17 protein-coding genes are annotated in these 24,021 nt (G+C 69.4%); 8 read left to right on the forward strand and 9 right to left on the reverse strand.

Going from position 1 to position 24,021, the window contains the following annotated elements; genetic code table 11:
• Window positions 1–177: 177 nt before the first annotated feature.
• Window positions 178–1,518 carry a hypothetical protein gene (locus tag NBW77_RS12300; protein ID WP_165485914.1) on the reverse strand — a complete coding sequence of 447 codons (1,341 nt, stop codon included), beginning with the start codon at window positions 1,516–1,518 and terminating at the stop codon, window positions 178–180.
• Window positions 1,519–1,703: 185 nt separating this feature from the next.
• Between NBW77_RS12300 and NBW77_RS12305 the strand changes: the two genes are divergently transcribed.
• Window positions 1,704–3,728: a protein kinase domain-containing protein gene (locus NBW77_RS12305; protein ID WP_250279725.1), complete on the forward strand. Its 2,025-nt coding sequence runs from the start codon at window positions 1,704–1,706 to the stop codon at window positions 3,726–3,728.
• A gap of 54 nt (window positions 3,729–3,782) precedes the next feature.
• On the opposite strand, the gene NBW77_RS12310 is transcribed toward NBW77_RS12305, so the two are convergent.
• The 3 genes from NBW77_RS12310 to NBW77_RS12320 form a co-directional block, all read right to left on the reverse strand.
• Window positions 3,783–6,236 (reverse strand): FHA domain-containing protein, encoded by a 2,454-nt coding sequence (locus NBW77_RS12310; protein WP_131745913.1) that lies wholly within the window; start codon window positions 6,234–6,236, stop codon window positions 3,783–3,785.
• Window positions 6,237–6,533: 297 nt separating this feature from the next.
• Complete coding sequence (locus NBW77_RS12315; protein WP_131745912.1) at window positions 6,534–7,577, reverse strand: LmeA family phospholipid-binding protein; 1,044 nt, start codon at window positions 7,575–7,577, stop codon at window positions 6,534–6,536.
• 66 nt (window positions 7,578–7,643) lie between these two features.
• The gene (locus NBW77_RS12320) at window positions 7,644–7,835 is read right to left on the reverse strand and encodes a hypothetical protein (RefSeq protein WP_250279726.1); all 192 of its coding nucleotides are present in this window, start codon (window positions 7,833–7,835) and stop codon (window positions 7,644–7,646) included.
• Between the two features lie 75 nt (window positions 7,836–7,910).
• Here NBW77_RS12320 and NBW77_RS12325 point away from each other — a divergent pair, with 75 nt between their 5' ends.
• Complete coding sequence (locus NBW77_RS12325; protein WP_242605676.1) at window positions 7,911–8,105, forward strand: hypothetical protein; 195 nt, start codon at window positions 7,911–7,913, stop codon at window positions 8,103–8,105.
• Here NBW77_RS12325 and NBW77_RS12330 read toward each other — a convergent pair.
• On the reverse strand, window positions 8,080–9,696 hold the full coding sequence (locus NBW77_RS12330; RefSeq protein ID WP_250279727.1) for an FAD-binding oxidoreductase: 1,617 nt from the start codon (window positions 9,694–9,696) through the stop codon (window positions 8,080–8,082). The two genes, NBW77_RS12325 and NBW77_RS12330, sit on opposite strands and share 26 nt — an antisense overlap.
• Before the next feature lie 45 nt (window positions 9,697–9,741).
• Between NBW77_RS12330 and NBW77_RS12335 the strand changes: the two genes are divergently transcribed.
• Window positions 9,742–11,358 carry a glycerol-3-phosphate dehydrogenase/oxidase gene (locus tag NBW77_RS12335; protein WP_131745910.1) on the forward strand — a complete coding sequence of 539 codons (1,617 nt, stop codon included), beginning with the start codon at window positions 9,742–9,744 and terminating at the stop codon, window positions 11,356–11,358.
• Between the two features lie 18 nt (window positions 11,359–11,376).
• Here the strand turns inward: NBW77_RS12335 and NBW77_RS12340 are convergent, their stop codons facing one another.
• The 4 genes from NBW77_RS12340 to NBW77_RS12355 all read right to left on the reverse strand — a co-directional run bounded on the left by NBW77_RS12340 (window position 11,377) and on the right by NBW77_RS12355 (window position 17,809).
• Window positions 11,377–13,785 (reverse strand): sensor histidine kinase, encoded by a 2,409-nt coding sequence (locus NBW77_RS12340; protein ID WP_250279728.1) that lies wholly within the window; start codon window positions 13,783–13,785, stop codon window positions 11,377–11,379.
• 27 nt (window positions 13,786–13,812) lie between these two features.
• Entirely contained in the window at window positions 13,813–15,345 is a 1,533-nt protein-coding gene (locus NBW77_RS12345) for a long-chain-fatty-acid--CoA ligase (RefSeq protein WP_250279729.1), read from the reverse strand.
• 75 nt (window positions 15,346–15,420) lie between these two features.
• Window positions 15,421–16,596, reverse strand: coding sequence for an acyl-CoA dehydrogenase family protein (locus NBW77_RS12350; RefSeq protein WP_131745908.1), 1,176 nt, complete (start codon window positions 16,594–16,596; stop codon window positions 15,421–15,423).
• Between the two features lie 40 nt (window positions 16,597–16,636).
• The gene (locus tag NBW77_RS12355) at window positions 16,637–17,809 is read right to left on the reverse strand and encodes an acyl-CoA dehydrogenase family protein (protein ID WP_131745907.1); all 1,173 of its coding nucleotides are present in this window, start codon (window positions 17,807–17,809) and stop codon (window positions 16,637–16,639) included.
• Window positions 17,810–17,927: 118 nt separating this feature from the next.
• On the opposite strand from NBW77_RS12355, the gene NBW77_RS12360 reads away from it, so the two are divergent.
• From NBW77_RS12360 to gnd, 5 genes are all read left to right on the forward strand, one after another.
• Entirely contained in the window at window positions 17,928–19,670 is a 1,743-nt protein-coding gene (locus NBW77_RS12360; RefSeq protein WP_250279730.1) for a glycerol-3-phosphate dehydrogenase/oxidase, read from the forward strand.
• 731 nt (window positions 19,671–20,401) lie between these two features.
• Complete coding sequence (locus NBW77_RS12365; protein WP_131745906.1) at window positions 20,402–21,574, forward strand: NsdA family TPR-like regulatory protein; 1,173 nt, start codon at window positions 20,402–20,404, stop codon at window positions 21,572–21,574.
• Window positions 21,575–21,774: 200 nt separating this feature from the next.
• A complete protein-coding gene (locus NBW77_RS12370) occupies window positions 21,775–22,692 on the forward strand; it encodes an acyl-ACP desaturase (RefSeq protein ID WP_131745905.1) in 918 nt (305 codons plus the stop codon).
• Window positions 22,693–22,787: 95 nt separating this feature from the next.
• Entirely contained in the window at window positions 22,788–22,910 is a 123-nt protein-coding gene (locus tag NBW77_RS12375) for a GPGG-motif small membrane protein (protein ID WP_349817004.1), read from the forward strand.
• A 238-nt stretch (window positions 22,911–23,148) separates the two neighbouring features.
• On the forward strand, window positions 23,149–24,021 hold an 873-nt coding region (gene gnd / locus NBW77_RS12380), incomplete at its 3' end, for a phosphogluconate dehydrogenase (NAD(+)-dependent, decarboxylating) (protein WP_250279731.1).

A 24,021-nucleotide genomic window follows, 5' to 3' on the forward strand; every position in this document is an offset into this window, starting at 1 on the left:
GTGCCCGGAACCCGGCGAATGACGAGGTTTGAAACGTGTTTATCCGCTTGGATCAGATCCGCGGGTCAGCCGGGTGGGGTCGGTGCGGCAGTTCACGGGGGGAACTGCCCACGTCCCCACCACGGCGGATCCGGTGGTCACCGTAGGCGCGCAGTGGTGAAGGCGGACACAGACTCCTCAGGACGGCAGGGCCGCGGCACTCAGATAGGCGAGGCTGAACTGGGTGTCGGAACGGGCACCCCGCGGATCGACGCAGACGATGGTCACCGTCACGTCGCCCGGCGTTCCCGCACCTGGCAATGTCCATCCCCCGATCGCGCACCGGTGGGTCGGCTCACCGTACGCAACGACCTGAACGTCGTCAGGCACCCGGCCGACGCTCGGAAAAGTCACCTCGTACGTCCCGGCCGAGGTGTGACGGACGGTGTTCACTTTCCCGGCGCTGCTGGCGGTGTACTTGTCCCACGCGTTCACCGTCCTGCCCAGCGGCGGCTGGACGATCTTCCCTGTCGCCTCGACCTCCTGGCCGGAGAACGCGTGGCCGAACGCAACGTTGTCCGCCGGGATCATCGCGTGCTGGTTGGCGTACAGGAGGACGAACGGCGTATCCGTCCAGGTCTCGCCGACAGCGCAGCCCACGAAGATGGTCTGCCGGTCCGCCAACTCGTCGCGGCCGAGCGGGTTGCAACCGGCGGGGGTGGAACCGACCGCGTTGACCTGGAGGTTGTTGCCTTCCCGGGAGGAGTACGCGGGACCGATCAGGTCGATCGAGTAGTGGCCGACACCGATCCTTTTGATCGCAAGGGGCGCGGTCGGGCCCACGACGTTGTAGAAGTTGCCCGCCTGGACCAGCGCCTCGGTCGGCGCGTCGTCACGGAGGTACATGTAGGGAGGGACCGAATCCGGCTGCCCGCCGGTGGGCGGGTTTGTCCCCCGCCCCCGGAAGTACGCGTCGGGCAGGGTCGAGGACGGCCGGTAGGAGGCGGGAGCGAACGTGAACAACGCGGTGAAACGCGAGTCGACGTATGTCCCGGCAGGCGACCGGCACGTCAGCGTCACCTCCTCGGCCAGACCCGTCGGCGTCCACGTCTCGGTGTGGCAGCTCACGGGATCCTCACCGATCGCGGACGCCACCGCGACGCCTCGGCCGCCGGGCACCCCGACCCCGGGAAAGATCACGTTGTAGTGACCGGTGTCCCGCCGGATCACCGTGGCCGATGCCTCCCTGGTACCCGCCACGGACTGCCAGCTACCGGCCTGCACGAAGGGCGCGGGCGTGCGTGCGACCCCGAGCGGTGGCGCCACCTCGTCCGAACGGACGAACCCCCACACCGGCGCGGTGGGTTCGGCGGTCGGCGTGGGGGTGGGCGTCGGGGTACGCGACGCGGCGGGGCCGGTGCTCGCCGCCCGCGGAGAACCGTTACCGCCGAAAGTCGCGATACCGAGGCCGATCGCAGCCACCGCCCCGACGGCCAGTACAAGAACGAGCACAGGAACCAGGCCTCGCGACCGTGCCATCCCCCGGCCTTTCCGCGTGTGGAACCCGCTTGTATGTGCACCCCGTTTCCGCGATGAGCATGTCATGCCTGATCGGACGACAAAGAACGGAGTCGGTGATACGACCACCGGAGTACCTTTAGGGCTGGTCCGGCCGGTCTGACAGGGCGTTCTGATCGGAACGCGGTGTGGGGGTAAGTCAAACGATGGCAACGCCGGATGCAGCCGTGGACGTGCCGACCGTCCCACTCGGCCCCGAGGATCCCAGGCAGCTCGGTTCTTACACCCTGATCGGCAAACTCGGCCAGGGCGGGATGGGCACCGTCTACCTCGGGCGTTCCGAGACCGGCCGGCTGGTCGCCATCAAGGTGATCCGCGCCGACGTGGCCGACGACGACGAGTTCCGCACCCGCTTCCGGCTGGAGGCCGATACGGCCCGCCGGGTTGCCCGGGTGTGCACGGCCGAGGTGCTCGACGCCGCTCCCGACGCCGAGCAGCCCTACCTCGTCACCGAGTTCATCGAGGGGCGGACGCTCGCGAAGTTCGTGTCGGACGGCGGCCCGCTGTCGGCCGCGAACCTCGAGCAGCTCGCGGTCGGTGTTGCCGCGGCCCTGACCGCGATCCACGGCGCCGGTATCGTCCACCGCGACCTCAAGCCGTCCAACGTGGTGCTTTCCCCCTTCGGACCCCGGGTCATCGACTTCGGGATCGCCCGGGCCCTGGACTCCGTCAGTAACCTCACCGGGGATCTCCAGCAGCTCGGCACCCCCGCGTTCATGGCACCGGAGCAGATCGAGGGTGCCGCGATCACCTCGGCGGTGGACATCTTCGCCTGGGGCGGGCTCGTCACCTTCGCCGCGACCGGCCGTTACCCGTTCGGCGAGGCCTCCGCGCAGGTCCTGCTCTACCGGGCGGTGAACGAACAGCCGCGCCTCGACGGGCTGGACGACTCCCTGCGCGAAATCGTCGAAAGCGCGATGGCGAAGGATCCCTCGGTCCGGCCGTCCGCGCAGCAGCTGATGCTGCGGCTGCTCGGTGAGCCGACGGCGACGGGGCCGATCGACCCCGAAGCGACGGTCACCCAGGTGTTACGCGACTGGAAGCTGCCCGCTCCGGGGAGTACCCGTACTGCCGGTGACCGGTCCGGAGTCGGCGGCATGACGCTGACACCGACCAGTGTGGGGGCGGACACGCCGCCCCCGCCGTCGCATCGCGCGGTGGCACTCGTGGTCGCCGGCGCCGGGGTCGCGGGGGTGGCCGTGCTCGGCGCCGTACTGGCGCTGAGCAGCCACCCGTCAGGTACCGGCGGGGTGCCGGTGGCCGACATCATGCCGAGATCCACGCAGGGCCTCGACGACGACACCTTCGTGTACATGAGCGAGCAGAGCGGCAATCGTGACATCTGGAGCGTGCGGGTCGGCCCGGACGGCCGCCCCGCGGAGCAGCACCAGCTGACCACCGGGGCCGCGCAGCACATCCTCCCGGTGATCGTCCCGAAGCGGCGCACGGTCATCTACACCGTGGGTGGCTCGTCGCCGTCCCTGGCCGCGATCGCCGCGGACGGCAGCAGCGCTCCGATGGCCCTGTTCACCACCGGCCCGGCCGCCGGCGTCCGGATCGCACCGGATGCCCGCGCCACGGTGGACCCGGACGGGAAGTTCGTCGTCATCAAGGCCACCGCCGGGCCGAACGGCGGCGGAGCCGGCCTCTACAAGGTGGCCATCGACGGATCCAGCGTGAAGAAGCTCCCGGTGCAGGACGACGCGACCGACCCGTCCTGGTCGCCGCTGGGTAACCGGATCGTCTACTTCGTGCCCGTGGGCGACGTCGACGGCGGCGCCCTGTTCACGATCGACCCGAACAAGGCCGACGCGAAACCGACCCAGCTCACCGACGGCGCCCAGGGTTTTGACGCCGATCCGTGCTGGTCCCCGGACGGCAAGCGGATCGCCTTCCGCCGCGCCTTCGACCCTGGCGTTGCGGAGATGGACATCTTCGTCATGGACGCGGGTGGCGGGACTGCGACGCGGCTCACGCACGCCCGAGGCCGCGACCAGGACCCTTCCTTCGCGGCCGGGGACACCAAGCGCATCGCCTTCAGCAGCCAGCGTGACGGCGGGACCAACCCCGAGATCTACGTGACGAACGCGAACCAGGACGACGATGCCAACGCGCGGAAGCTGACCTCGTTCGCAGGTCTCGACGCCACCCCCCGCTGGACTTCCGGCTGAGCAGGCCCGGGGCCGTAAGCCCGGGGCCGTAAGCCCAGCGGGGGCGCGACCGATCTATTCGGGCTTGCGCTTGACGGTCTTCGGGTCCATCCGGCGGATCAGGAACGCCGTCGCGATGACGCAGATGACGCCGATCCCCACCCCGGCGGCGATGTCGATGAGATAGGCCTCGGACGTGTTCTTGAAGAACGGGTCGAAGACCACCTTGCTGTTGACCAGTTTGGTGGGATTGTCCTTACGGAACACACCGGCAAGTCCGATCGTGTTCAGGTCGCCGACGGAGGCCAGCGAGGCGAAGCCCCACCGGGCCGGCGCGATCATACTGACCTGTTCCAGACCCGGCTTACCGTGTACCGGCAGGATGCCGCCGCTGAACACCAGCTGCGCCATGGTGATGAGCACCAGCAGCGGCATGGTCTTGTCCGCATTGTCGACCATCGCGGAGATGACGAGCCCCAGCATGGCCGACGCCAGCGACACCACGATCACCGCGATCAGGCACTCGACCAGGGAGTTACCCAGCGCGACCGAATTCTCGGGTGTCCGGCCGACCAGAGCGATCAGGGTGAACGGGATGGCCTGCAACGTTGTGATCAGAGCCAGAACGAGGATCTTCGAGCCGATGTAGGCGGTTCGGGACAACCCGATCGCCCGTTCCCGGCGGTAGATCGCCCGTTCCTTGACGATCTCCCGGACCGAGTTCGCCATGCCCATGAAGCAGGCGCACAACACCATCACCAGCAGGATCGTGCCGGCGTCGGCGTTCGGCGAACCGTCCCCGAGAAGGGTGAATCCACCGGGTATGGCCCGTGGGATGAACCCGAGCAGGAACGGGAAGGCGATGATGAGCCGCAGGTAGGACTTGTCGGACGCGACAACGGCCAACGTCCGCCGGCTTAATGTGATCAGCTGGGAGAACACCGACTGCTGGCGGATGCTCGGCAGATCCTCCGGCGCCGGGCGGGCCGACGGAGCGGTGACCGACGCGGGCACGTAGTACCGCGACTGGCGGAAACGGGCCGCCGACTCCGCGCCGGGCGTCGCCTCCAGCATCAGGAACACGTCCGGATAATCCCTCTTCGCGAAGAAGGACAACGCGTCACGCGGCGGGCCGAAGTAGGCGACATACCCACCGGGGGCGAGCACCAGGACGTAGTCGCAGAGCTCCAGTTGCGCAACGCTGTGGGTGACGACGACGACCGTGCGGCCGTCGTCGGCCAGCTTGCGCAGCGACTCCATGACGTTCTTGTCCATACCCGGGTCAAGACCGGACGTGGGCTCGTCCAGGTAGAGCAGGGTGGGCTTGGTCAGCAGCTCGAGCGCGACGCTGGTGCGCTTGCGCTGCCCGCCGGACAGCCTCGCCACCTGCGTTTCGGCGTGCTGGGTGAGCCCGAGCTCCGCAATGACCTCGTCCACCCGGGCGCCGCGTTCCTCCTTGGTGGTGTCCGGTGGGAACCGCAGTTCAGCACCGAACTCCAGCGCTCGCCGCACGCTCAGGGTGGTGTGGAGCAGGTCTTCCTGGGGCACGTAGCCGATGCGGCGACGCAGTTCGTCGTACTCGGAGTACATGTCCCGGCCGGCGTAACGCACCGTGCCCTTGTCCGCCGGACGGAACCCGGTGAGAGCGTTGAGCAGCGTGGACTTGCCCGCGCCGCTCGGCCCGACCACCGCGAGCAGTGCCCGTCCGGGCAGCCGGAAGGTCATGTCGTGCATGAGCTGCTTGGGGCCGGCCCACACGTTCAGGCCGTCCGCCTCGAAACTGACGTCCCCGGAGTCGATGTACTCGACGAGCTCGTCGCCCTCGAGCTGGAAAACGTGGTGACCGACAGCAATCACCGCGCCCTGCGGCACCGCCTCGCGGAGGATGCGTTTGCCGTTGACGAACGTCCCGTTGGCCGAGTCGAGGTCGGCGATCTCCACAGCCCCGTTGTCGCGGCCGATGTACAGCTCGGCATGCCGGCGGGACGCCAGCAGGTCTCCCACGACGATGTCGTTGTTACGGGCACGACCGATCGACATGGTGCCGGAACGCAGCCGGTAGGCGGTCCGGCGCTCGTGCTCACGCTCGAGGTCGGGGCCGCCGCCATCGGCACGGCGTCTGACCTGCGGCTCGGCGGGCAGCTGGGGACCGCGCTCGTAACCGGCGCCGCCGCGGAGCATCGTCGGCATCTCGAAGTGCGGGTCCTCGAAGCGAGGGGAGTCGCCGTAGTCGGCGAGCTGCTCCGGAAGGACAACGACCTCCGGTCCGGTCGGAGTTCCCAGCCGAAAACGGATCTCACCGTTCACGTCCACGCTCTGCACCCGCTGACCGTCCAGCCAGGTGCCGTTCGTGCTGATGTCGCGCACCGCCCAGCCTGCGCCGACCGGCTCGATGAGCAGGTGTTGGCGTGACACCCGACTGTCCGGCATCACGAAGTCGGCCGTGCGGGCGCGCCCGACAACGAACGGCTGGCCGGCAGGCACGGTGGCTTCGTTGGCGCCGCTGACGACTCTCAGGGTCGTCTGCACGTGTTTCCCCCTTCAGGACGGGACACAGGCCGGATGCCCCGCCGAACTACTTCGACATGGATCGTCCGATCTTGCGGTTCGTCCGGATCGTAGCGCCGCCCACGAATCTTGTTCCAGGGCGGGGTGGACCCATCAGCACGGACTGGACGCAGCGGAACAGACCGCGCCTGTTCGGTCATGTCCGTAGACGACCGGTTGATAGTGCGACAGTATCCGGCACGGCCTGAGGATGACGCGTAAGATACGCGGCGGTCCGGTAACTGTCGCCGATTCGACGTGACCAGCTCGATACCGAGCTCAGGAGCCTGCAGGAAGAACGACATCCGTCGCGGCAGCGGTCACCGCGATGCCGTTCGCGCCGGCCGTGGCCCTCTCGATCCGCAGGTTGAACGGCAGTCCGGCGATCGGCAACGGGATCGCCGGTAGCGCGAGACCACCGGGGAGAACCAGGCTGAGATTGTTGTCCGTGACGGCGAAGCCGGTCTCGAACTCGAACGACTTCGGGCCAATGATCGAATTGAGCAGGGGCACGTTGTTGAACAGGGCCACGTTGTTGAGTGTCACCTTGACCTTGCCGTCACCGGCCGGCGCCACCTGAACCTTCCCGATTGGCAGGTTCAGACCTCCCAGATACGCATTCAGATCGGCATATGTGATCTGTATGTTGGCGGTCGCCTTGTCCACCGGCACCTGGCCGACCTTGTCTCGGATCGCGTCCCCGAACGGCACGTGCACGCCCTGGAGTCTGGCTTTCACCTCCGAGATTCGCGGACCGGGCGTGGAAATGCCCGTGACCGTCACCCTCAGGTCGTCGTACTTGCCGAACAGGACCTGGGTGAAGAACGGTATGCCGCCGATACTCACATTCGTGATCTTCGGTGGCGCCACCGTCGGGTCCTTGCTGGTCGCCGCGATGGACGCCTCCGCCTTCGTCTTCATCTGACCTTCGGCGATCGGGACCGCCGCCCGGTCGGCCACGACAAGCAGGACGAGCAGCACCAGCAGCGTGATGATCGGCCACTTCCGCCGGCGCCGGCGGGGCGCGGGCACGGCCGCGGCTGGTGTGGCCATCACACCGGTCGGCGCGACCGGCGGCGGGCCGGCAGGATAGAAACTGGTGGGAGGTGGACCCACCGGCCGGGTACCGGTGGGCGGAGTCTGCTCGCGTTCACCGGCCGGACGGAAGGACTCGACCGGAGGCGGCGGACCGCTCGGACCCACGACCCGGGCCTTGCGCGTCCCAGCCCCCGCCGCGGTAGCTCCACCGGCGGGTGGGAGACGGCGGGTGGAGTCCTCGGACTCGCTCCCCCGGTCCAGGCCGTCATCACGTCCACTGCTCACGGTCAGGATCGTCGCACGGTCGGCGGATCCTGGCACGAGTTGGGTCAGATCATCCCAGTGTTTCGACTACCCGTCCCCGAACAGTTGCGGCGTGCGGTCGGATGCGCTCGGCGGGCCCAGCCGGAAAACCGATCCGCGTGGGGCGGAGTAGGAGTTCCAGAAGTGGTCGGCCACCGCTTCCAGCGACAGGCGGCCGTTGGGCGCCACCCGAGCCTCCAGCACTACGGTACGTAACCGGATGCCTCGTGGGCGCAGCATTGGTGCCACCGACGTCCGGCTCGGTCCGCTGCCGCGGCCCCCGGTTCGGTGACGTCGGCCACCTCGCCGGAGACGGTGAGCCCGTCCCGGGCGAGGTCGGTCTCGACCCGCGCGACCGTGTCGACCGTGTCGGGCGATCACGCCGAGCGCGAAGCCCTCACGGGCGAAGCGCCGCAGGAGCGCGACGCCGAACGCCTGCCCCGGTCCGACGATGACGAGCGCCCGCTGCTCCTGCTGCCTGCGTTCACGGTAGGAGAACTCCCGGGTTGAGGATCCCGACCGGGTCCAGGGTGTTCTTGACCGCGCGCAGCACCGCCACCCCGATGTCCCCGATTTCCGCCGCGAGCCAGGGCCGATGATCAGTGCCGACCGCATGATGGTGGGTGATCGTCGCGCCGGCTTCGGTGATCACACGCGACGCGGCGGCCTTCACCCTCCGCCACCGTGCCACCGAGTCGTCGACCTGCCCGCACACGACGGTGAAGTACAGCGACGCGCCCGTCGGGTACACGTGCGAGATGTGGCCCATCACCAGACCTGGCGTGCCCTCGGCGGCCAGCGCCGCGGTGAGCGCGTCGCGCACACCGGTGTGCAGCCCGGACAGCGCGGACCAGAACCCGGCCGTCTCCAACGTCTCGGCGAACATCCCGACGTCCAGCAGGGCATCGCGCAGGTACGGGCCGTCGAAACGGCCGTGTGCCCACTGGGCGCCGGCATCCTCCCCCAACGCGACCGCCCCGGCCGCGCGCAACAGGCCGGCAACCTCGGCCCGACGTGCGTCGACCCATCCGGCACGGCCCTCATAGCCGGTGATCAGAAGGCAGCCGCCCGTCCCTGCGTCCGAGCCGGGGCGGGCGGTCGCGAGTCCGGCCGCGGTCTCCACCTCGTCCGACAGGCGCATGACCGTCGGCAGCAGGTCCCGCTGGGCCATCGCGCGCAGCAGCGCCGTCGCCCCGGTGAAGTCCGCCAGTCGCCAGCCCTCGTGGATTTTCTTCTCGGGCACCGGTCGGACCCGCAGGCGCACCTGGGTGATGACCCCGAAGGCGCCTTCCGAACCGAGCACCAGCTGACGCAGGTCGGGTCCGGCCGCGGACGCCGGGGCGTGCCCCAGCTCCCAGCTTCCGGCCGGGGTCGCGATCCGGACGCCGACGACGACGCTGTCGAAACGGCCGTAGCCGGCGGAGGCCTGACCGCTGGACCGGGTCGCGGCGAACCCACCGACCGTGGCGTACTCCCACGACTGCGGCAGATGCCCAAGGGTGAAACCGTGGATGGCCAGCGCGGCCTCCAACGCCGGGCCGCGCAGACCGGGCTCGCAGGTGGCGATCTGCGACTCGGCATCCACGCCCAGGAGCAGGTTCATCCGGGCCACGTCGAGCGCGATCACACCGGCGAGGCCGCCGCGTACCGGCGCGAGACCGCCTACCACCGACGTGCCGCCGCCGAACGGCACGACCGCAACCCGGTGCGCGGCGCAGACCCGCAGCACCGCAAGCACCTCGTCGTGGTCCGCGGGCAGGACAACCGCGTCCGGCGCGTCGAGGGCATCACCGGCCCGCAGGCGCAGCAGGTCGACCGTGGAGCGCCCGCGGCAGTGCCGGACGCGGCTTGTCGCGTCGTCTCGAACCCAGGCGGACCCGACAGCGCCGATCAGCGCGTCGCGGGCGTCACCGGTGAGTTGTGCCACCGGCAGGCGCAGTTCGGCGGGGTCCACCGGTGGGGTGTCGTGGCGGGTGACGCCAAGACCCTGTTCGAGCAGGGACCGGACGCCTTCGGGTAGCGGCGTGTGCCTGCCCGGTGCACCCCAGCCCCACCAGACCATTCCGCTGCCGTCACCACCAGCTTCGTCACAGCCTGTCATGATCACTACTCGTCGTCGAGGATGTCACCGAATACACTGTGGCAGATGTCGTCACAGCGCGACCGCGGCATCCCGTCCAGGTCACCGTCCAGGTCACCGGACCACACCGCATCACCGAACCACACCGCGTCGCTGAACCGCAGGCAGCGCGACCGGGACCTCGCCGAGCTCGCAGGCGGTCGCATCGTCGACGTCCTCGTCATCGGCGGCGGGGTGACCGGCGCCGGAGTCGCCATGGACGCCGCGAGCCGTGGGCTGTCGGTCGCGCTCGTCGAAGCTCACGACCTGGCCTTCGGTACCAGCCGATGGAGTTCCAAACTCGTGCACGGCGGGTTGCGTTATCTCGCCACCGGCGACCTCGCCCTGGCCCGCGAAAGCGCCCGGGAACGAGACATCCTGCTACGCAGTACCGCGCCGCACCTACTGCGGCCGTTACCGATGCTGCTTCCGCTGGTGGCCGGGTTCCCCGCCGGTGCCGCGCTCGTCGTCGACGCCGGCCTGCACCTCGCCGATCTGCTCCGTCGTACCGCTGGTACCCCGCGGACGGTACTGCCCGGGCCGCGGCGGCTGACCGCCGTCGAGACCCTGGCGATGGTTCCGGCGCTGCGGGCGGGCGGGCTGCGCGGCGGGTTGCTGTCCTGGGACGGTCAGCTCGTCGACGACGCCCGCCTGGTGGTCGCGATAGCCCGAACAGCGGCTGGCTACGGCGCCCGGATCATCACCCGTTGTCGGGTAGTAGCGGCCAACAGTGATGGTGCCGCCGCGATCGACACGTTGAGCGGTTCGACCGTCACGTTGAGATCTCGCACGGTGGTGAACGCGACCGGGGTGTGGGCGGGTGAGCTGTGCGACGACGTACGCCTGCGCCCGAGCCGTGGCACCCACATCGTCCTGGCGGACTCGGTCTTCGGCGGGCTGCGGGCGGCGATCACAGTCCCGGTACCGGGCGAACGCAACCGGTACGTGTTCGCGTTGCCGCAGCTCGGCGGACGGGTCTACGTCGGGCTCACCGACGAGCCCGTGGACGGCGTCACCGACACCCCGGTACCGACCGCGGCGGAGATCGACTATCTGCTGGACGTCATGTCGAGCGTCCTTGCGGTACCGGTCGACCGGGCCGACGTCCTCGGCGCCTTTGCCGGGCTACGCCCGCTTCTCGCGGGAAAGGCCGGGCGCACCGCGGACCTCTCTCGCCGGCATGCCGTGCTCACCTCGTCCGACGGCGTGGTCACCGTTGTCGGGGGCAAACTCACGACATACCGGCGGATGGCCGCCGACGCCGTGGACGCGCTGGTGCGGGCGGACCGTCTGGATGCGGGGCCATGCCGCACCCGGACGCTGCCCCTCGTCGGCGCGGCCGGGTGGGCGACGCTCGCCACCGTGAACGCTCCACGTCGGCTCGTCGCCCGCTACGGCACCGAGGCGCCCGCGGTGATCGAATGTGCGCGGGGCGATCCGCGGCTGCTCGCGCCGCTGTGCGACAGCGTGGATGTGACCGGTGCGGAGCTGCTGTTCGCGCTGCGCCACGAGGGCGCCATCGACGCGGACGACCTGCTCGACCGCCGTACCCGCATCGGTCTCGTACCGGCCGACCGCGCCGCCGCGCACCCCCATGTCAAGGCTCTGATCGACCTTGTCCCGAGGTCCTGTCCGGAGGGCTGACGGTCCGACGTGCTCCGGCTAGACCGCGGCCCAGTGCAGCTCAAGACAGGCCCGGCCGTCCTCGACCTCCGTGCTCACCTCAAGGGTGAGCCGGGGAGGAACCGGCTGGGGCGGGATGAGCCCGGGGCCGAGGGGCCGGACGGGCTCCACGGACGTCCCGGCCTCGACCGGGAAGGACACGAAGACGCTGCCGGAGGTGAACGACGACAGGATCGTGAGGCGCACCCGCCCGGTGGGAACCGAGCCGAAGGCGCGGCCGACCGTGGCGATGATCTCCTCGCGGACGCCGTCGGGGCACCGGCGCAGGTCACCGGCGAGCTGCACCTCCACGTCGATGCCGCGTGACTCGGCAGCCTCCACCACGGGCTTCAGCGCCCCGAGGGATGCCGACTGCCCGCTGGTGGAGGCCAACGTCCGGCGCAACACGGACGCGCGGTGCGCGCATCGTTGCCGCACCGAGGGATCCCGCGGGTCGAGCTGACCCTCAGTGATGGCACGCAGCAACGGCAGGGTGTCATGCTCCAACCCGTGCAGTCCGCGGCCCCGGTCGGCACGGATCCACGCCGCCGCCTGCCGGCGGGCCGCGAGCTCCGCCTCGTCCCGTGCCGCCCGGGCGGTGGCCCGCGCCGTGCCCCGCAGCGCCGGGCCGAACGCGGCGGCCAGAGCCTGCAACGACCACAGCCCGAACACCGCGGTGGACAGCCGCGACAGCACAACCTGGCCGGTACCACCCCGTAGCAGCACCAGGGAGACGAGCAGCGTGGTGGCGGCGGTGGCGGCCGCGAGCCATTCCCGCGGCGGGCGGGTCACCACGACCGGTGTCAGCAGCAAGGGGAGCGCCATCGTCGCCGGCCAGTCGATGATCCGGATCACGTCCCCGCCCGTGGTGTTGAGGCCGCCGACCAGAGCCGCCGCGAGCGCGAGGATGGTCACGCCGCCGGCCTCCGCCCGGGTGAGGGGGCGGCGCCACATCACCCGGACGATAAGACCAACACCCACAGTCATCACACCCCACAACGCGGCCGACAGCAGCGGGTTGCGCTCCTGCCGCCAGTAGCCGAGGAGCGCCGCGGCCAGCAGTCCCTGCCAGCAGGCGACGCTGAGGGCGACCACGCGCCGGATCCCGGCGTCGTAGTGCCGCCGCAGGTCGGTGCCGGCATCGGCGGGACGGATGCGGGCGGTCGGCGCCTGCCAGGTCATGATGACCGTGGTGCCACGCCCGGAGGCGGCATCGATCTCGAACCAACCGCCGACGTCCGCCACGCGCTCGGCCATCGAGGCCCGGAGGCCGAGCCGCTGCGGGTCGGCCCGGCCCGGGTCGAAACCCACACCGTCATCACTGACCGTGATGTTGAGGTGGTCGTCCCGGAAACGGACGGTCACGTAGGCACGGGAGGTGCCGGCGTGGCGCGCGACGTTGCTCAGTGCCTCCTCGGCAGCCGCGGTCAGCGCGGCCACCACCTCGGACGGCGGCCCGCCCACTGTGCCGTTCTCGCCCACTGTGCCGTTCTCGCCCGCGGCCATGCCGGCCGCACCGGCCCGGCCCGTGCTCCCGGTCCCGTTCGTCCCGCCGGCTTCGCGGTGGACGCGGACGTGGACGTCGAGACCGCTGTCCCGGGCCGTCGCCACCATCCGCTCGATCCGCCCGGCCAGGTCGGCCCGGGCATGCCAGTCATGCCCGGCGATCAGGTTCTCCACCGCCGCGACACTGCGCGCACACCGGGACCGGGTCACATCGTCATCCGCGCCACCGCCCCAGCCGATTCCGGTGAGGGTGTTGAGGACGGTGTCGTGGATGATCCTTTCCCGTTCACGCCGGTCCCGCCACCGGGCGTCCGCGACCGCCACAGCCTGCAGCCGGGCGGCGGTGGCTTCCAGCCTGGCGTCCGCGGCGACGGCGTTGCGCCGCAGCCGGGTCGCGGCCAGCCGGAACAGTGTGCAGGCCGCGACAAGCAGGACGGTGGATCCGGCCACCTGGGGCATGGCCCTCGGCGCACTGGTGAAGTGCGCCGTGGCCAGCACGATCACCACGCCCGGGAACACCACGGGCGGCGCCTGCCAGGCGGCGACGACACCGGCGCCCATCAGTGCCCGGAAGACCCAGTTGCCGGCGTCCCCGACCGCCTGGTGCGGCAGCCACAGCCGGGCTCCGACCGCGAGGACGACCGCTCCCACGAACTCCCCGACCGCCAACCAGTTCGTGATCCGGCCACGCAGGCAGCAGACGACGAAGAACATGTCCCACGCTGCCGCACCGCCCGCAGCCAGGAGGCGGTCCGGGGAGGCGAGATACCAGTCCTTCCAGATGAGGACGAACAGGACGAGGAAGACCAGGGAGGCCACCCGCAGCGCACCGAACACGCGGGCGGTAACGGTTTCCGTGGCATCCAGGGCACGGCCGGGCACGGATCCCGAGTCTGACAGCATCCGTGCCGTCGCGGTGACCGGACCGCGTCAGGAAGCGCCGGTCTCGGTGAAACCGGTCTCGGTGAAACGACGCCGCAACTCGCGCTTGAGCACCTTGCGGCTCGGGCCGAGCGGGAGCTCCGTGACGAACTCCACCCGGCGCGGGTACTTGTGCCGGGCGATGCGCTCCCGCGACCAGTCGATGATCTCCTGGGCGTCCGGCGGGTCTGCGGGGTCGGTGGGCACGACCACGGCGAGGACCTCCTCACCGCGCACCGCGTCGGGCAGGCCGATGACCGCGACCTGCCCGACCGCCGGATGCCGTACCAGGATCTCCTCGACCTCCCGTGGGTAGATGTTGTAACCACCACGGATGATCATGTCCTTCTTACGGTCGACGATGTGGACCGCGCCGCTGTCATCTCGCCGGCCCAGGTCGCCGGTGCGGAACCAGCCGTCGACCACGGCCGCCGCTGTGGCCTCCGGGTTGTCGTGGTACCCGGTGAACACGTTGTGCCCACGGACGACGATCTCACCGAGTTCACCCGTGGCCAGCAGCTCGACCCGGTCGTCGACCTCCGCCCGGGCGATCTCGACGTCGACGCCCCAGACCGCATGGCCGACGCTGCCGGGGATCCGGCCGAACCGCTCCTGGTTGACCGTGGCGAGCGGCGACGTCTCGGACAGCCCGTAGCCCTCCAGGATGCGCACGCCGAAGCGGGCATCGAACGCCTCGAGTACCGCCACCGGCAGCGCCGCACCACCGCAGATGCACAGCCGGGGACTCGGGAGGGTGTCACGACCGTCCGCCACCTCCAGCAACGCCACGTACATGGTCGGGACGGCGACGAGGACGGTGACGCCCTCGTTGATCATCAGATCAAGGGCTTCGTCTGCGTTGAACTGGGCCTGCAGCACCACCCGTCCACCCACCAGCAGCAACGAGTTGAGCGCCACCGTCTGACCGAAGATGTGAAAGAGCGGCAGACATGCCAGCGACACGTCGTCCGAGCGGAACTCGTTGGCGAACAACGCGCTCGTGAGCGCGTTCAGCACGAGATTGCCGTGGCTGAGGACGGCGCCCTTGGGACGGCCCGTGGTACCGCTGGTGTAGAAGAGCACGGCCGGGTCGAGCGCCGAGCGGGTCACGAACATCGTTTCGGGTGTGGAGGTCGCCGCGAGCGCGGTGAGGTCGGTGGTGGCGACGGCCGGCACCCCCACGGCGGCCGACGCCTTGCGGGCGTTCTCCAGGAACACCGGCGACGAAACGATCAATACGGCTCCGCTGTCCCCGACGAGGTAGGAGATCTCCTCCGGAACGAGCATCGGCGGCACCGGGACGACCACCCCGCCCCGGACCAGGATCGCGTAGTAGGTGATGACGAAGTCGGGCGTGTTCGGCGCGAGCAGGGCGACATGGTCGCCGGGGCCGACCCCGGACTCCCGTAACGCCCCGGCGGTCTCAAGCACCTTCGCCCACAGCTGCGTGTAGCTCGTCCGGGTGTCACCCCAGACGAGTGCCACCTCGTCCGGGTGCCGCCGCCGGGATTCGTAAAGAACGGACGCGAGGGAAAGCTGCACGGCGCTTCCTCCTTCTGGAGACGGCGCGGCCCGGGGGCGGCATCCCCTCTGGGTGTGGGATGTCCGGTGGGATGCCTAGCCGGACGTGGTCGGCGTGTCGATGGTCAGGGCCGCGACCCGCTCACGGTGCTGGATCGGATCACCGTAGCTGTACACCTCGCGCTTGGCGCGCTTGTAGAAAAAGTGCGAATCGTGCTCCCAGGTATAACCAATACCCCCGTGATACTGGATCATCGTTGCGGTCACCTCTCGGGCGGTGTCACCGGCCTTGCTCTTGGCCACGGCGACCGCGAGCCGGCGGTCGGCAAGCCCGACATCCAGTGCGTGGGCCGCATACAGCACCGCATGCTCCGCCATGGTCACGGCGACGTGCAGGTCCGCGAGGTGATGCTTGAGCGCCTGGAAGGAACCGACCGGCCGCCCGAACTGCACACGGTCGGTGTCATAGGCGACGGTGCGCGACAGGGCCTGCCGGGCAAGGCCGACGAGGTCCGCCGCGGTGAGCACCGCGGCCCGGTCGAACAGTTCGGTGAGGACCGCCGTCGACGATCCGGGCAGCCGCTCGGCACCCACCCCGTCGAGGACGACCGACGCCGTGCGCACCGTGCCGTCGTAGCTGTCGAGCCGGGACACGGTGACCCCCGGCGAGCGCGGGTCCACCAGGTAGAGCCCGACCTCTCTCTCGGGTTCGGCTCCGCCCGCGGGTTCGGCTCCGCCCGCGGGTTCGGCTCCGCCCGCGGGTTCGGTGGCGGCCACCACGACGGCATCCGCGACCTCGGCGTATTCGACCGGCAGGGCCGACCCGGTCAACCGGCCCGAACTGTCGGCGCTGACCTGAACACCCGAGGGGTCGTAGCGGCCGGCGGGGCCGCGCAGTGCCACCGTGGCAACCAGCGAACCGGCGGCGACGCGGGGAAGCAGGGATGCCTTCTGCTCGTCCGATCCGGCGAGTCGCACCGCCTCGCCCGCGAGCACTGTGGGCAGCCACGGCCCGGGGACGACCCCCGCGCCGAAGGCACGGGCGACCACCTGCGCGTCCACCAGTCCGAGGCCGAGGCCGCCGTGCTCCTCCGGGACGAGCACGGCGGCCCAGCCCTGGTCCCCCACGGCCTTCCACAGCTCGGCGGGGTGGCCGTTGCCCTCCGCGTCCTCGAAGACCGCACGAACGGCCTTCAGATCGAACCGGTCCTCAAGGTAGTCACGGACAGTGACGCCGAGTGCGCGTTGTTCGTCGGTCAGCGCGAAGTACATGGCTGGAGTCCGCCTAACTGGCCAGGAAGGAAGCGGGAAGTCATCGAGGAAGGCCGAGCACCCGCTCGGCGACGATGTTGCGCTGGACCTGGGATGAACCACCCCAGATAGTTACCGATCGTGACCACATTGCTTCGTGGTGCATGGCTTGCAGGTCGGTGTCGGGACGCGGCCGGGTGAGGGTGGCCTCCGGGCCGAGCAGATCGTCGAAGGTCTCCCACAGGTCCTGATGGGTTTCCGACCACTGGAGCTTGGTCAGCGACGACCCCGCTCCGAGCTCTTCGCCCCGTTCGACCTGGGTGAGCACGTGCATGGAGTGGTAGCGCAGGCACTCGAGCTCGACGATCCGGCTGGCAAGCTGCTGGCGCAGGACCGGGTCGCCGGTCCGTCCGAAGGTGCCCGCCACGGCCACGATCTCGTCGAACTGGCGGCGGAACGCCGTGTACTGGGCGATGCCGGAGGCGCCGCGCTCGAACGAGAGCAGCCGCATCGCGGTCGCCCAACCGTTACCCACCCCGCCGAGGCAGTCGGTGGCCTTCACCCGGACGTCGGTGAAGAACACCTCCCCGAACTCACTCGCGCCGCTCATCTGGCGCAGCGGCCGGGCCTCGACCCCGTCCGAGTGCATGTCGATGAGCAGCATGGAGATGCCGTTGTGCCGCCTGGAACCTGGCTCCGTGCGGACCAACGCGAAAATCCTGTCCGCGTACACGGCGTTGGTCGTCCAGACCTTCTGGCCGTTGACGACGAACTCGTCCCCGTCCTGCACACCGCAGGTGCGCAGCGCCGCGAGGTCGGAGCCGGCGCCGGGTTCGGAGAAGCCCTGACACCAGATCACCTCGTTGCGCAGCATCGGGGCGATGATGTCCCGCTTCTGCTCGTCGGTGCCGATCGCCATGACGGTCGGCGCGAGGAAGGCCAGGCCGAGGGCGTTGACCGTGTGCGGAGCCCCGGCGCGCTGCGTCTCCTCGTCGTAGATCGCCTGCATGCCCGACGTCCCGCCGCGACCGCCGTACTCCCGCGGCCAGGAGATGCCCGCGAAGCCGGCGTCGTACTTGCGTCGCTCCCAGTCCCTGCGCAGCTCGAACGCTTCGGCCTCACCGAGGGCCGACCAGAACGACCGCGACCGCCACCGCGGCGGGATGCTGTCCGCGAGCCAGGTGCGAAGTTCCGCGCGGAACCGCTCCTCCTCGGGTGTGAAGCTGAGGTCCATCAGGCAGCTCCTGCAGGTGGGGTGTGTGCAACGCGGCATGCGGAGTTTATTTGCGGCGGGCACGATGTGACGTGTCCGCGCCACGCCTGGCATCCATGCTCCGGAAGCGGGGAACACGATGATCGATCCGGCACGGCTGAACCCGACCACCCGCGCCGACGCGCTGCGCCGGATGGAGGCCGAGGTGGTCGACGTCGTCGTCATCGGCGGTGGCGTGACCGGTTCCGGGGTCGCGCTCGACGCGGCCACCCGCGGGCTGTCCGTGGCGCTCGTCGAGGCCCGCGATCTCGCCGCCGGCACCTCCAGCCGGTCCAGCAAACTGATCCACGGCGGACTGCGCTACCTCGAGCAGCTCAACGTGGCCCTGGTCCACGAGGCGCTGCGCGAGCGGGCCCTGCTGCTCGGCACTCTCTGCCCGCACCTCGTCCGACCGGTTCCGTTCCTGTTCCCGATCACGCACCGGGTGTGGGAACGCGCCTATGTGGGCAGCGGCATGCTGCTCTACGACACCATGGGCGGCCACCGGGACGTGCCCCACCACCGCCACCTGACCCGCAAGGCCGCGCTGCGGGCCGTCCCCTCGCTACGTCGGGACGCCCTGGTCGGGGCCATCCAGTACTGGGACGCCCAGGTCGACGACGCCCGGCACACAATGTTCGTCGCCCGCACCGCCGCCCACTACGGCACAATGATCGCCACCAGCACCCGGGTCACCGGTCTGCTGCGCGAGGGCGACCGGGTCACCGGGGTACAGGTCCAGGATCTCGAGGGCGGCGCGCAGATCGACGTCCGGGCCCGGCAGACCATCAACGCCGCAGGGGTGTGGACCGACGACATCCAGGCGATGGCGGGCGGTCGCGGCCAGCTGTCCGTCCGCGTCTCCAAGGGCGTCCACCTGGTGGTGCCCCGCGACCGGATCCACTCCTCCACCGGCCTGATCCTGCGCACCGACACCAGCGTCCTGTTCGTGATCCCCTGGAACAGCCACTGGATCATCGGGACGACCGACACGGACTGGAACCTCGACCTCGCCCACCCCGCCGCCAGCAGCGCCGACATCGACTACGTCCTCGGGCAGGTCAACCAGATGCTGCGCACGCCGCTCACCCATGACGACATCACCGGTGTCTACGCGGGGCTGCGACCGTTGCTGTCAGGCGAGTCCGAGGACACCTCCCGGCTCTCCCGCGAACACGCGGTCGTCTCGCCCCTGTCCGGCCTCACCATGGTCGCCGGCGGGAAGTACACGACCTACCGGGTGATGGCTCGCGACGCCGTCGACTCGGCCGTGCACGGGATGAATCGCTACGTGCCGGAATCATGCACCGACCGGGTCCCACTTCTCGGTGCCGATGGTTACCAGGCGCTGTGGAACGCCAGGGAGACCCTCGCCCATCGGGCCGGGATCCACGTGGCGCGGGTCGAACACCTGCTGGGTCGCTACGGCACCCTCACGCTGGAGGTCCTCGCCCTCATCCAGGAGCATCCGATGCTGGGCCGGCCACTACGTGGGGCCAGCACATATCTGGCGGCGGAGGCGGTGTACGCGGCGTCCCACGAGGGTGCGCTGCACCTCGACGACGTGCTGACCCGCCGCACCCGGATCTCGATCGAGACCTGGGACCGGGGGTTCGAGGCCGCCGCGCACGTCGCAGAGCTGATCGCGCCCGAGCTGGGCTGGGACCACGTAACCGTCGCCGCCGAGATCGAGCACTACCGGGCGCGGGTGGCGGCCGAACGCGAGTCCCAGCAGCAGGCCGACGACCAGACTGCCGACGCGGCCCGCCTCGGTGCACCGGACGTCCGCACCGGTGGCAACCGCGCGCCCTGGCTCAGCGAACCAGTCCTGGGCCCGGGGTAGCGACGGGCCGGCATGGGAATGCATCCCGGGCTGTCCGGAAAATGACTGGGGAACAGCCACATCAACCCGTTGCTCACCGCACCACAGCGTGGTGACGGGAAGCAATCTAATGGATACCTTCCGTTGTTTATCGAGGTCAGAACCGGCACCCGTAACGAATGACAGCCACACAAGGACACGTCAAATCATGCTCCAAACACTTCCCGGGCAGTCCGGAAATCGCATTTCCAGAACCATTACCAGAAACACAATGGACGATCAATACCAAATCTGTTCGCGATTTTCGGGCAGGTGAACTCCCAGCGACGTGACACCACCGCGCCCACCATCGACGGCCGGAGCGGCGGACCGGACAGGGGGATGACCAGTGGTCATACGCGGCATGAGTGGTATGTTGCGTGGGTAGCAAGACCGTATGCTCGCAGAACGCCGGATCGGCCCGCGACGTCTGCCCGTTCTGGAGGTCCGTCCATATCCAGATGCCCTCGGCGCCAACCGACAGCTGAGTCAACAGTCCAGCTACCCGCAGGTCCGGGACAACATCCACAGACACATAACACAGGCCGTCGCATTGCCACCATGGGGGAGGCCTGGACATAACGTCCAGGCCCAGCGGCGACCCGGACTAACCGCCGGACAATCAGAGGGGGGGCAGCAACCCCGTAAACGGGCGCTGTATTCGCACGGCTACGATCATCAGTAGTTCCGTACGGAGACGGGAGAAACCCGCCGTGACAACGCAGGAACACCCAGGATGGGATCCGAGCAGCCTCCGTCAACACCAGGCCCCACCTGCCAACACCGGTCTGGACCTTCTGTGGACACACCACGGACTGGCCGACGGGCTCGCGGAGATGACCGACGGCGCCCAGCCGCACCACTTCCTCGCCGTATCCGGGCCATCCCTGGACTCGGCCGCCGAACGATGGCTTACGGCCCGTTCACAGCAGCGCCCCGCCACCCCGACGGGCCAGCTCGTCGATGACCCGCTCGTCCGCGGTTTCGAGGAACGCGTCGACGTCCTGCGGCGGATGAGCGACATCCTGGGCGGCAGCGACATCTACTCCCTGTCCGTCACCGAGCTCGGCGTCACCGTCCGGCTGCTGCGCACCGGAACACACAGTGATACCCACCAGACCAGGCTGTACGCGGTCGCCGCGGAACTCGCCCGGCTGGCCGGATGGGCGATGTACGACGTCGGAGAGTACGGCAGGGCGCAGCGCTGCTGGCTGGTCGCTCTACGTGCCGCCCACGAGGCGGGCTCCCCCGCCCTCGGCGCGAACGTCCTGCGCTGCATGGCGGAGCATGCGACCTGGTACGGGCAACCCGCCGACGCGGTCACCCTGCTCCACTCGGCCCAGGAAGGCGCCCGCAGCGTACTGAGCGCGATCGAGCGAGCCGTGATCGCCGCCGACCTGGCGATCGCCTACAGCCGCACCGGCGACCAGGCCGACGCCATGGCCGCGACCGGGCTCGCGTACTCGTTGATCGACGAGGCCCGGCCGGAGGAGAACCCCCCCTACATGTACTGGGCGGGACGCAAGGACATCTCGTTCGCGGCCGGTGAGGCTCTGCTGTCCGGCGGCGATCCGAGCGGGGCGATTCCCTACTTCCAGGCCGCTCTCGACGACCTCGACGACCTCGACGAGGAGTTCCCCCGCGACCATGTCGAGTTCCTGAGCAGGCTGGGTGTCGCCCATGCACGCACCGGCGACACCCAGACCGCGGTAGCTCTTGGACATCAGGCAATTACCCATGCCGCTGGAATCGACTCCGGCATGACACGCCGCGACATCGCCCGCCTCTGTCAGGAGATCGAACAGGCGGACCGTTCGGGCGCGGCCGATCTGGTCGACCACGCCCGCTACGCGCTCGACTCGGCAACAGCCTCCACGTTGTCCTGACACGGACGCTTCCTGACAGCCTGAGGCCTTCTCGCTCCTGCGCGCCCGTCCCCTCCGTGGACGCGCGGCAGTGGGGCCGTCCGCGGAGGCCGCTCGCCCACGACCCACCCGTGGGCTGTTCCCCGGGAACAGCCCACGATGCCGAATCCACGCTTGCCGGTCGTAGCTGGGGATCCACTTGGCCTGTCAGGGTTGTCGGCATGACCTCCTTCACCGACATCGACCTGCTGCGGGAACTTGAGCCCGTCGCCGAGGCCAACCTCAACCGCCATCTGGGCCTCGCCGCCGAGTGGATGCCCCACGAGTACGTCCCGTGGAGCCAGGGCCGCGACTTCGACACCCTGCCGTGGGAACCCGGCCAGTCCCGGCTGTCCGACATCGCCCAGATCGCCTTCGAGGTCAACCTCCTCACCGAGGACAACCTCCCCAGCTACCACCGGGAGATCGCCTCGATCTTCGGCCGGGACGGCGCCTGGGGCACCTGGGTACATCGCTGGACGGCCGAGGAGGGCCGCCACGGCATCGTCATGAGGGACTACCTGCTCGTCACTCGAGGTGTTGACCCGGTTTCCCTCGAACGGGGTCGCATGCACCAGATGGAGAAGGGCTTCGACAGCGGCGAGAAGACACCGCTGCGCGCCATCGCCTACGTGTCCTTCCAGGAGCTCGCCACCAGGATCAGCCACCGCAACACCGGTCGTTTCACCCAGGACCCGATTGCCGAGAAACTCCTGGCCCGGGTGGCCGCCGACGAGAACCTTCACATGATCTTCTATCGGAACCTGCTCGCCGCCGCACTGGAGATCGACCCGTCCGCCACGGTCAAGGCCATCGCCGAGGAGGTCATGACCTTCCAGATGCCCGGGACGGGCATTGACGACTTCGACCGCAAGGCCAAGCGGATAGCCAAGGCCGGTATCTACGACCTGCGCATCCACCACGACGAGGTCGTCACGCCACTGCTTCGGCACTGGAAGTTCTTCGAGTTGGAGGGCCTCGACGCCGAAGCCGAACAGGCCCGTACCAATGTCGGGCACTACCTGACGGCCCTTGACGACCTCGCCAAGAAGTACGAAGAGAAGCGGGAAAAGGCACTCACCACTGCCGCCTCCAACTGAGTGAACGTGTTGACCATGCCACAACGATGCCTGCCCGGGTTGGTCCGGCAGAATATGGCGGAAGCACCGACACCATGGACTTCATTCCCTGACTCATTGCCGTAACCCTGGTCGTCAGCGGTATTTTCACCATTTTCCGTGGTTCGGTTCTCAACAGCGCTCCGCTCATCGTCGCGGGTCTGCTCATCGACCCAGGCGGTGTGTCGGTGTTCGGCTGACCGACTTGTTGTCCGGCGGTGTGCGGGCCACTGCATGGAGCCCGCACACCACCGGACAGGCCCCCAGCACGTAGGGTGTCCACCCAGAGGCATCCAGGTCACCGGACCCGAATGTGGCACAGCGATCACCAGGACTCGGCCGACGCCCACTGTCGTGATCGCCCTGCCGGGAGAGAATGAACCTGGGTCTGTTGGCCCGGAACGGCACCGCACCAGACCAACAACCAGGGGAGACCTCGTGCAGCTCGGGATGATCGGCCTTGGCCGGATGGGCGCCAATCTGGTACGCCGGCTCATGCGGGACGGCCACGACTGCGTCGTCTATGACGTGAACGCGGCCGCAGTGAAGACGCTGGAGGCCGAGGGCGCGACCGGTGCCGCAACGCTGGCCGAGTTCGCCGCGAAGCTCACCGCGCCCCGCGCCGCCTGGGTGATGGTCCCCGCCGGGATCACCGGCGAGACCGTGGCCGCGCTTGCCGAGCACTTCGACGCCGGCGACGTCATCATCGACGGGGGGAACTCCTACTACCGTGACGATGTGGACCGGGCAGCCGAACTCGGCGGCCGAGGAATTCACTACGTCGACGTGGGCACGTCGGGTGGGGTCTTCGGGCTGGAACGTGGTTTCTGCCTGATGATCGGAGGCGAGAACGACGTGGTGTCACGCCTCGAGCCGTTGTTCGCCACAATCGCCCCGGGAATCGGACAGACGCCGCGCACACCGGGCCGAAGCGGCGAGCCGGCCCAGGCCGAAAAGGGCTACCTGCACTGCGGGGCGAACGGCGCCGGGCATTTCGTGAAAATGGTCCACAACGGCATCGAGTACGGAATGATGGCCTCCTTCGCCGAAGGCATGGCCGTTCTTGAGAAAGCCGGCATCGGCCGAGCCCACGCCGGCGAACACGACGCTGAAACCACCCCGCTGGCACATCCGGAGTACTACCAGTACGACATCGACACCGCCGCCGTGGCCGAGGTGTGGCGCCGTGGCAGCGTGGTCAGTTCCTGGCTGCTGGACCTGACCGCAGCCGCGCTCGTCGAGGATCCCGGGCTGAAGTCGTTCAGCGGCCGGGTATCGGACTCGGGCGAAGGCCGCTGGACGGTCCTCGCC

It is taken from the genome of Frankia sp. Cppng1_Ct_nod, assembly GCF_920656135.1.
Lineage (GTDB): Bacteria > Actinomycetota > Actinomycetes > Frankiales > Frankiaceae > Protofrankia > Protofrankia meridionalis.

Excerpts from the sequence above, each read along its gene's own strand:
- NBW77_RS12300 (WP_165485914.1), bottom strand. The coding sequence starts at position 1,518 with ATGGCACGGTCGCGAGGCCTGGTTCCTGTGCTCGTTCTTGTACTGGCC.
- NBW77_RS12305 (WP_250279725.1), top strand. The coding sequence starts at position 1,704 with ATGGCAACGCCGGATGCAGCCGTGGACGTGCCGACCGTCCCACTCGGC.
- NBW77_RS12320 (WP_250279726.1), bottom strand. The coding sequence starts at position 7,835 with ATGCTGCGCCCACGAGGCATCCGGTTACGTACCGTAGTGCTGGAGGCT.
- NBW77_RS12330 (WP_250279727.1), bottom strand. The coding sequence starts at position 9,696 with ATGACAGGCTGTGACGAAGCTGGTGGTGACGGCAGCGGAATGGTCTGG.
- NBW77_RS12335 (WP_131745910.1), top strand. The coding sequence starts at position 9,742 with ATGTCGTCACAGCGCGACCGCGGCATCCCGTCCAGGTCACCGTCCAGG.
- NBW77_RS12340 (WP_250279728.1), bottom strand. The coding sequence starts at position 13,785 with ATGCTGTCAGACTCGGGATCCGTGCCCGGCCGTGCCCTGGATGCCACG.
- NBW77_RS12350 (WP_131745908.1), bottom strand. The coding sequence starts at position 16,596 with ATGTACTTCGCGCTGACCGACGAACAACGCGCACTCGGCGTCACTGTC.
- NBW77_RS12355 (WP_131745907.1), bottom strand. The coding sequence starts at position 17,809 with ATGGACCTCAGCTTCACACCCGAGGAGGAGCGGTTCCGCGCGGAACTT.
- NBW77_RS12360 (WP_250279730.1), top strand. The coding sequence starts at position 17,928 with ATGATCGATCCGGCACGGCTGAACCCGACCACCCGCGCCGACGCGCTG.
- NBW77_RS12370 (WP_131745905.1), top strand. The coding sequence starts at position 21,775 with ATGACCTCCTTCACCGACATCGACCTGCTGCGGGAACTTGAGCCCGTC.